The following is an 8,717-nucleotide window of genomic DNA, read 5'->3' on the forward strand; positions in this document are numbered from 1 at the left end:
GCAATGGAACGAGAACAAGCGGTCAAGCTGATGCAGGATCTGCTTCGCCGGATGGTGCAGGTCGAAGGCTCGGATCTTTTTATCACCAAGGGATTTCCGCCGGCTATCAAAGTCGATGGCGAAGTCAATCCGGTGATGGACAAGGCGCTGACCTCCGAGCAGAGTGCTTTGATCGTGCGTTCGATCATGAACGACAAGCAGACCCGTCAATTCGATTCCACCAAGGAGTGCAACTTCGCGATCAACCCCAAAGGCATAGGCCGTTTTCGGGTTAGCGCTTTTGTCCAACAAGGCTATACCGGCGCCGTACTCAGAACGATTATCACCAAGATTCCCACTATCGAGGATCTCGAGCTGCCAAATCAGCTGGCCGACGTGGTGATGAACAAGCTCGGTCTGGCCATTATCGTCGGTGGCACCGGCTCGGGTAAGTCGACCACGCTGGCGGCGATGATTCGTCATCGCAACGAGAACACCCATGGCCATATCGTGACCATCGAGGACCCGGTCGAGTATGTCCACCCGCATATCAATTGTGTGGTGACCCAACGCGAGGTGGGTGTGGATACTGAAACCTGGCTTGTTGCCCTGAAGAATGCGCTGCGCCAGGCGCCCGATGTGATTCTTATCGGCGAGATTCGTGACCGCGAGACCATGGAGTACGCGATTCAGTTTTCCGAGACCGGTCATCTGTGCCTGGCGACCCTGCACGCCAACAGCGCCAACCAGGCCCTCGACAGAATCATCAATTTCTTTCCCGAGGAAAGACGGGGCCAGTTGCTGATGGATCTGTCGCTGAACATCAAGGCGCTGATTTCCCAACGGCTGATACGCCGGGAAGGCACCAAGGGGCGGGTCGCGGCAATGGAAATCCTGCTGGCTTCACCACTGATCAACGACCTGATTCTTCGCGGTGAGATATACGAACTCAAGGAAATTATGGCCAAGTCGAACCGGCTGGGAATGCAGACTTTCGACCAGGCGCTGTTCGCGTTGTACGAGTCTGGAACCATTGCTTATGACGATGCGATGCGCAACGCGGATTCGCGCAATGAATTGCGTTTGCGGATCAAGCTCGAAAGCGAGCGTGGCTCATCGGCAGAAGACGCCGCAGCCGAAAAACTCTCGGTTGTAGGAGAGGAAAAATAGCCGGACCAGGAACCACGCCGGCCGTCTGAACACAGGGATACACAATGAACACAAAGCCTTTATTCAAACTGATGGTGGAAAAGAACGCTTCCGATCTTTTCTTCACGACTTATGCGCCGGTAAAAATCAAGATCGAGGGCCGCATTATGGCGGTCAACAAAATTGAACTGACGCCAAAAATGGTCAAACAGGCTGCGCTTGGCCTGATGAACGAGGAGCAGATCGAGTTTTTCAACAAGAATCTCGAAGTCGATTTCGCTATTTCCGAGCCGGGCTTGGGCCGCTTTCGCGCCAACGTTTTCCACCAGCGCGGCAACGTGGCCATGGTCCTGCGCTATGTAACTTCCGATATGCCGCGTCTGGAGGACCTGGGCCTGCCGCTGGTGCTCAAGGATCTGGCGATGATCAAACGTGGCCTGATCTTGATGGTTGGCGCATCGGGGTCGGGCAAGTCAACGACCCTCGCCGCGATGATCAATCACCGGAACGAAAATGTTTCCGAGCACATTATTACCATCGAAGATCCGATCGAGTTTCTACACCCCAACCTGAAATGCATAATCAACCAGCGCGAGCTGGGTCTGGATACCAAGTCTTATGAGATCGCCCTGCGCAGCGCGATGCGTGCGGCGCCCGATGTCATCCAGATTGGCGAGATTCGCGATCGTCCGACCATGGATGCGGCGCTGACGCTGGCCGGTACGGGCCACCTGGCGATCGCGACCCTGCACGCCAATAACGCACCGGAAACGCTGGACCGGATTATCAACATGTATCCGGTCGAGCAGCAGTCACAGATTTTCATGGACTTGTCGCAATACATGAAAGCCATCATTTCGCAGCGGCTGGTCATGGGCAAGGACAAACACCGGGTGGCGGCGGTGGAAGTCCTGCTCAATACGCCGCATATTTCGGAGCTAACGCTGAAAGGCGACATTTCCGGGGTCAAGGAGGCGCTGGCGGACAGCGACGAAGCCGGAATACAGGATTTCGATACCGCGTTGTTCAGTCTATATCGTGAAGGCCGGATCGAGCTCGAAGAGGCGCTGATCAACGCCGATTCGAGGACCAACCTGGAAACGAAAATCAATTTCGGTTGATTACCCGCCGCTGCTAGCCCGCATAGATGGTGTGGGCGTCGAACACAGGTCCGTCCACACAGACTCTTTTCATTGCGACACCGGCGTCGGTCTTAACTTCCACCGTGCAGCCGGCGCAACCCCCCAGCGCGCAGGCCATGAACTCTTCCAGCGATATCTGGCAGGGCAGGTCAAGGTCACGTGCCAGCCTGGCAATCGCATCGAGCATGGGTTCAGGTCCACAGCCAAATAATTCGACCTCGGCCAGTTCTTGGTCGCTCATGACTTGCAGACAGTCACGCGCGAGTTCGGTGACAAAGCCTCGGTAACAGCCGGAAAACTCCGACCCGCTTGCCAGCCGGGAAGCGATGCCGAGTGATTCCATCAGTGGCATGCCGTGGGTGACTTCCCTGCCGGCGCCAGGAACCGGCAATGCCGATGCTATCGTCTGGAAAGGGAATGGCAGCTCTGAGCCCATCAGGACCAGTGGTTGTTTCGCCGCGCCATGATCGGCAGCGAGGCTCTCCGCGAGGAAGACAATCGGTGGAATTCCCACGCCGCCACCGATCAGCATGGGCCTGGATTTCTCGGCACAGGCGACAAATGGATTGCCGATGGGGCCGATGACGCTGACCGAGTCGCCGCGTTGACGGCTCGATAAATGGCGCAGGCCATCGCCAATGACCTTATAGAGAAGTTCGATCCAGCCGCCATCCGCGCTGGCCCGCATGATCGATAGCGGGCGACGCATTGGGACTGCCGGGTCACAGCAGACATGCGCGAACGAGCCGGGTTTGGCCTTGGCTGCACACAGTGGCGCGTGCAGTCGAATAACGTATTGCTGGCCAGCGTATTCGTCCTGCGACAGGACAGCCGCGTCTTCTACAAAAATTGTGCCGCGATGTTCCCGGTCTCCACCGCTCAAGACTTTTTTCCTTCGGCGATCGCCGCAAGCACCGCCATGCGCATCGCGACGCCATTGCCCACCTGCTGGCGAACCACTGACTGGCGGCCGTCGGCAACCTCGTTATCCATATCCGTACCCCGGTTTATCGGGCCAGGATGCATGACGATCGCGTTTCCCCTGGCCAGTTTCAGGCGTCGCGATGTCAGGCAGTATTGTTTGCGGTAGCTTTCCAGATCCGGAATATCCCCGGATTTCATGCGCTCTTTCTGCAGACGCAGCATCATCACGACGTCGCAGTCTGTAATCCCCGCGTCAAAATCCGTATAACGGCGCGCATGGGTCAGCTCGTTTGACTCCGGCAGCAGGTTTTCAGGCGCGATCAGCCTGAGGTCATGCACCCCGAGCGCCAGCAATGCGTGACAAGCTGAGCGCGCCACCCGCGAATGACGAATATCGCCGGTGATGGCGATGCTGAGATTCTTGAAATCTTTCTTGTGCTGGCGAATGGTCAAGACATCCAGCAAGCCTTGCGTTGGATGCGACTGTTGCCCTTCACCGGCATTGATCAGGCTTGCGCGGCCGCTCAATCGAGCGGCGATGTTGCCCATCAGGCCTTCTTCCTTGTGACGGACGACGAAAAAATCGACAGCCATGGACTGGATGGTCAGCAAGGTATCCAGCACGGTTTCCCCTTTGGCCGCGGACGAGGTTGGAATCACCAGGTTGACGACATCCGCTCCCTGGCGGCGGGCCGCAAGTTCAAACGAAATCTGGGTCCGGGTGCTGGCTTCAAAAAACAACTGGCAGACCGTCAGGCCCTCGAGCGAACCATCGCCGGGCCCGGGTTGTCCGGGAGCGATCAGGTAGCTTTCCGCCCGATCCATCAGTCCGCTCAGCACGTCCCCGCCCAGGCCATCCAGTGTGACCAGGTGGCGAAGATTACCCTGACTGTCGAGTTGTTCGTTCACGCCCGATACCGTTCCAGTGACCTGCATGCGGGTTGTTTGCGGCGCACGACCGCGCTGCGCATCCTAATGAATCGCTTCGTCGTTGTCATCAATTCGCTTCGCTCAGCCACTGCTGGAGTATCAGACGGGCGGCTTCCTGGTCGATCAGATTGCGGCTGATGCGTTTCTTGCGCAGCCCGCTACGTCGTTCCTCACGCAACCGGTCCAGCGCTTCGCTGGAACTCAATCTCTCATCGATCGCCTGAACGGGTATGCCGCTTCTTTGTCTCAGTTCGGCAGCGAACAGCAAGGATAGCCGCGACATTTCGCTTGGGCTGCCATCCATGTTGCATGGATAACCCACCAGCAATATAACCGGATGCCAGTCACGCAGTATTTTCTCGATCGCCAGCCAGTCCGGTCCGCTCGCCGAATGTGCCACGACGGTGAGTCCGCGGGCATTGCCAAGCAAGGTTTCGCCGATAGCGACACCGATCCGTTTCAGGCCGAAATCGAAAGCGATCAGCGTGCCTTTGGCGTTCTTCGAGGCCTGCTTATTGAAATCGGCCAGCTCCCGCGGCTCGCCATTGCCGTTATCAGGCATGGCCAGCGTAATTGCTGATACTTTTAACATCCACGCCGAGCAGGGCTGCGGCGGACTCCCAACGTTTGTCATAGGGTGTTTCAAACAGTATTTCATAGCTCGATGGCACGGTGAGCCACGCATTTTCCACCACTTCCTGCTCCAGTTGTCCAGCCGTCCAGCCGGCATAACCCAGCGCGACGATGGCTTGGTCGGGGCCTTCCCCCTTGGCCATCGCCCGCAGGACATCCTGCGATGTGGTTACCTGGATTTTGTCGCCTGTTTCCATACTGGAGTCCCACTGGCCCCTGGGGTTGTGCAACACGAACCCGCGCTGCGGTTGCACCGGCCCGCCGAGGAGTATCGGCGCTGTCTCACTGACATCGAGGCTGCGCTCGAGATTGAGCTGGTCGAAGATATCGCCGAGGTTGAGGTTCATCGGGCGATTGATGGTGATCCCCAGCGCACCCTGTTCATTATGCTCGCAAATATAAGTCACGCTGTGGTGAAAGTTGGGGTCTCCCATTGCCGGCATCGCAATCAGAAAGTGATCGTTCAGAAAGGTGTCTTTGGACATGCCCCAAGTATAGGCGAAGGACCAACGGAATCGGGACAATTTATTCCCGGTTTGGCACAACGCTACTCGCCGGCGATGAATTGCCACTCATAGGCGAAGCGGACGACATCGTACTTCTTTCTCAACTCGTCCGGGAACGGGTCGAATGGCGCCGCCAGGCGCAGGGTCCGCAGCGCAGCTTCATCCAGGTGTCGCTGGCCGGAGGATCTTAAGACCACGATCTCGCGCAACAGCCCGTCCGACTGAACAACGACCTCCAGCGTGGGGTTGCGTGCGCCGTTGGCATTCCCCGGGTAGTTCAATGTGCCGACTTTTTCGATCTTGCGTTTCCATGAGTCCAGGTAAACGGCGATATCGGAGGTGGTTGTATCGGCTGTAATGAGCAGCTCCCGAGTGCCTTTGAGTTGCGCGTTTTCATCGATATCGACGATGACATCCAGGCTCAAGTCATTCTGTTGCCGATCGGTTGGGCGTTGGCGCATCAGCTCCGGCTGCTCGCTCGGGTCCGGCACCGTACTCACCTTGCGCTCGTTTTCGGCGCGGCTGGCCAGGACTTCGCGTTGCTGGGTGCGTGAGCCGGGATCGGCAAAATCGAGATCCCTGCCGCCGGGCATGCCATCCTGCGGCAGGCTCGCCGGGGCTGGTAACGGGGTTGTCGGTACGCTCGATTCGGAATTGGTGCCGCTGCCGGCCTGGCTGGATTGCGCCTGGTATTCCGCTTCGCGCGGATCCTTGTCATCCGTCGAATTAATCAGTAAAGCGACCTGCAGCGATGGCCGGTAAGGCTGGTCGGTTGGCAGCACAGGCGCAAAGCTGATACCGAGGATGACGATGCCGTGGAAAACGACGGCGACAAAAATGGTCGTGGCCATCCTGTCCTTGATCGTGGTCTCTGCCGTCAGTTGATCGCTCATCTGATTATCCGCATGCCGATAACGCCAAGCTAACCGGCGCAGTCTTGCTGCGTTCGGCTCATCGGCTTGTTATTTGGCAAAATATTCAACATCAGGCAGCCCTTCAAAGTCACTGGCCTGGGTCCATAAAGTTGCATTGAATTTTTGTGCAGTAGCAAAAATTATACTATCTGCAAGTGGCAGCTTGTTAACGACACCATAGTTCGCAGCATCTATCGCCAACTGACTATCAAGTGAAATAACTCTAGCTTGCTTCATCTGTGCAATTACCGCTAACGCGGCTTCTTCATCGCGTTGACGCAGCACATGTTTGAAAACCTCGGCGATTGTAATGCTCGGAACCAGTAGCAAATCCAATGCTTCAATTGCTTTTGCAAAAGCGGCAGAGTTCTTGTCACCGGCAAAATATGATAGCCAGGCTGATGAATCGACTACATTCATATTCGGTCTTCATCTCTTTTTATTTCAGTATCCATGCCTTTTAGATAGCCTCTCATTTCCTTTATGGGCTTGACGGGTATAAGTTCGATTCGATTCTGGTAAACGAGCATCTGAATCTTTTGCCCAGAGAAGATGCCCATTGATTCCCGAACTTCTTTGGGGATCACGACTTGAAATTTTGGCGAGACAGTGACAGCAGTCATAATGTGACCTTTTTATCGATGATATAGTGGTATTACGGTATTGCTATCGATAGTGTTTGTCAAGCTATCTAACGCCCGCGTAATAGGCACGTGCCTGCGAGCTTGATACTTGTCGTGCTTTTTATGTGAGTTGCGCCTACATGGCTTCGTGCTGTTCCGTCTTAAATGGCGGTTGCCGAGGGAAACAAATGTCATCCTTTGAGAACTGTACCGGTGGATGACAACTGTCCGTCCACATATGAACCTTCCGTGGGAAAACGGAGCAATCATCAAAACTTCCGCCTTCAAAACCTCGCCAGCCCGGCACCAGCTCCAGCGTCCAGGTAATGGAGGAACCACATCTTTCGCAAAATTGAATATCCAGCCATCGACCACTTGCATCTGAAATATGGCGAAAGCTCTTCAATGGGCCTTCGATAGACTTGACTGCATTTTTCTTGAAATCATCTTTTCGCAATTAACCACGCGGACGCGGAAGGAAGGATTCGTTCGTCATAGCCTCCGACGACCAGCACCTTCCCTGAGGGAAGGAGAAGTGCCGATGCAAACATCTGTGGACCAGACAGCTTTTCTCCGGTTTCCACGAATATTTGTGAGCCAGGCTGAAGAAGCTCGTTTCGAACGGCGCCGCCGGCGACGAGTACCGCTCCGGATTGCAATAAAACCAGTGAGTGGCGAATCTTGTGACGCGCCCAGCGCATTTGAGGTCCTGGACTGAATTTTCCGGTGTTTGGTTCGTAGTATTCGGTACTCGCGTAGCGACCACGAAAATCTCGCGCATCCGAACCACCAACAATCAGAACTCTTCCATCCGGTAGCAGCAGGCCGGCATGCTTATGCCGCGGTACCGTCATATCACCGGTGGGGCTAAATTCCCCTGTAGCCGGATCATATATCTCCGCAGATTGCAGAATTTCGCCTCTGGCGCGGTGGCCGCCAGTCACCAAAACTCGACCATCGGTGAGGGCAACTGCTACATGTGCGCCACGACCAACGCTCATTTGCCCTGACAAGGAGAACTTCGATGTGTCGGGATTAAAAACCTCACTGCTATTCAGGCCAGATCCTGGCCGCGGCTCGCCACCCGTGATAAGTATACGACCATCCTCGAGTGCGGTGGCAACGGGTCCAATACGCGCTACAGACATGGCATTTATTGGAACAAATGAGTTCCTTTTGGAATCGTAAATTTCCGCACTCATCGTACCATTCTGACCCGTCCAGCCACCGACGATAAGTATTCTTCCGTCCTTTAGCAGGATGCTTGCATGGCTCGTCCTTGGCTCGACCATATTTCCTGCAGGAGAAAAAGTATTTTTGGATGAATCGAATAATTCCGCAGAGCGATGAATGATTTCGCAACCACGTCGAGCGCAACCACCCGAAACCAACACCAGCCCGTTTGTAAGTGCCGTAATTTGATGCGCCGCTCTTCCGACAGACATTTGAATAATTCGAGTATTTTCTTTTGAACCGCCTTCTGCGGCTACTGCATCGCCATGTTTCACAGTTGCCGCGAAAAACACGACACTACCTCCACATATGATTATCTGCATGGATTTCATCAATTTTTTCATTGGAATTCCTAATGGGGTGCTGAATGAATGGCGGTTAATTGTAACGGGCAGATGTCCTATGGTTTATCGACAATGACGATACGCATTTCGTCCGGGTTTTCCAGCATTACCCTTTTCGCCATCGCCGCGGTCATTTCCAGGTGCCCGTCGCTGGCGACCAGCATCACCAGTTCGATGCCCAGGGCCTCGGCGAGTTCCGGCCATTCGCCCGGCCCCGCGACGAACAGCGCCGTTGCCGATGCATCGGCGAGTGCGCCGTTGCCGGCGATGACGGTCAGCGACACGGTGCCGATCGCGGGATAGCCTGTCTCCGGGTCAAGAATATGGTGATAGCGAACCC

At 55.5% G+C, this 8,717-nt stretch carries 12 protein-coding genes; 2 read left to right on the forward strand and 10 right to left on the reverse strand.

Annotation, left to right across the window (positions count from 1 at the left end):
• Positions 1 to 3 precede the first annotated feature (3 nt).
• Together IIA05_05170 and IIA05_05175 are read left to right on the forward strand one after the other, a co-directional pair.
• Entirely contained in the window at positions 4 to 1,149 is a 1,146-nt protein-coding gene (locus IIA05_05170; protein ID MCH9026494.1) for a PilT/PilU family type 4a pilus ATPase, read from the forward strand.
• Positions 1,150 to 1,193: 44 nt separating this feature from the next.
• Positions 1,194 to 2,249: a PilT/PilU family type 4a pilus ATPase gene (locus IIA05_05175; protein MCH9026495.1), complete on the forward strand. Its 1,056-nt coding sequence runs from the start codon at positions 1,194 to 1,196 to the stop codon at positions 2,247 to 2,249.
• Between the two features lie 13 nt (positions 2,250 to 2,262).
• Here IIA05_05175 and IIA05_05180 read toward each other — a convergent pair whose 3' ends face one another.
• The 10 genes from IIA05_05180 to IIA05_05225 form a co-directional block, all read right to left on the reverse strand.
• Positions 2,263 to 3,153: a dihydroorotate dehydrogenase electron transfer subunit gene (locus IIA05_05180; protein MCH9026496.1), complete on the reverse strand. Its 891-nt coding sequence runs from the start codon at positions 3,151 to 3,153 to the stop codon at positions 2,263 to 2,265.
• On the reverse strand, positions 3,150 to 4,130 hold the full coding sequence (locus tag IIA05_05185) for an aspartate carbamoyltransferase catalytic subunit (GenBank protein MCH9026497.1): 981 nt from the start codon (positions 4,128 to 4,130) through the stop codon (positions 3,150 to 3,152). Before IIA05_05185 ends, IIA05_05180 begins: the two co-directional genes overlap by 4 nt.
• Before the next feature lie 61 nt (positions 4,131 to 4,191).
• Positions 4,192 to 4,686 carry a Holliday junction resolvase RuvX gene (gene ruvX, locus IIA05_05190; GenBank protein ID MCH9026498.1) on the reverse strand — a complete coding sequence of 165 codons (495 nt, stop codon included), beginning with the start codon at positions 4,684 to 4,686 and terminating at the stop codon, positions 4,192 to 4,194.
• On the reverse strand, positions 4,679 to 5,242 hold the full coding sequence (locus IIA05_05195) for a YqgE/AlgH family protein (GenBank protein ID MCH9026499.1): 564 nt from the start codon (positions 5,240 to 5,242) through the stop codon (positions 4,679 to 4,681). Before IIA05_05195 ends, ruvX begins: the two co-directional genes overlap by 8 nt.
• 62 nt (positions 5,243 to 5,304) lie before the next feature.
• Positions 5,305 to 6,156: a TonB family protein gene (locus tag IIA05_05200; protein MCH9026500.1), complete on the reverse strand. Its 852-nt coding sequence runs from the start codon at positions 6,154 to 6,156 to the stop codon at positions 5,305 to 5,307.
• Between the two features lie 69 nt (positions 6,157 to 6,225).
• On the reverse strand, positions 6,226 to 6,597 hold the full coding sequence (locus tag IIA05_05205; GenBank protein MCH9026501.1) for a type II toxin-antitoxin system VapC family toxin: 372 nt from the start codon (positions 6,595 to 6,597) through the stop codon (positions 6,226 to 6,228).
• Complete coding sequence (locus IIA05_05210; protein MCH9026502.1) at positions 6,594 to 6,800, reverse strand: AbrB/MazE/SpoVT family DNA-binding domain-containing protein; 207 nt, start codon at positions 6,798 to 6,800, stop codon at positions 6,594 to 6,596. The genes IIA05_05205 and IIA05_05210 overlap by 4 nt, the downstream gene beginning before the upstream one ends.
• Positions 6,801 to 6,936: 136 nt before the next feature.
• Complete coding sequence (locus IIA05_05215; protein ID MCH9026503.1) at positions 6,937 to 7,257, reverse strand: GFA family protein; 321 nt, start codon at positions 7,255 to 7,257, stop codon at positions 6,937 to 6,939.
• Complete coding sequence (locus IIA05_05220) at positions 7,244 to 8,377, reverse strand: hypothetical protein (GenBank protein MCH9026504.1); 1,134 nt, start codon at positions 8,375 to 8,377, stop codon at positions 7,244 to 7,246. Before IIA05_05220 ends, IIA05_05215 begins: the two co-directional genes overlap by 14 nt.
• A 56-nt stretch (positions 8,378 to 8,433) precedes the next feature.
• Positions 8,434 to 8,717 (reverse strand): FAD:protein FMN transferase (locus IIA05_05225; GenBank protein ID MCH9026505.1); only part of this gene is annotated, 284 nt, incomplete at its 5' end.

Source organism: Pseudomonadota bacterium, from assembly GCA_022572885.1.
In the GTDB taxonomy this organism is placed as follows: domain Bacteria; phylum Pseudomonadota; class Gammaproteobacteria; order Steroidobacterales; family MnTg04; genus MnTg04.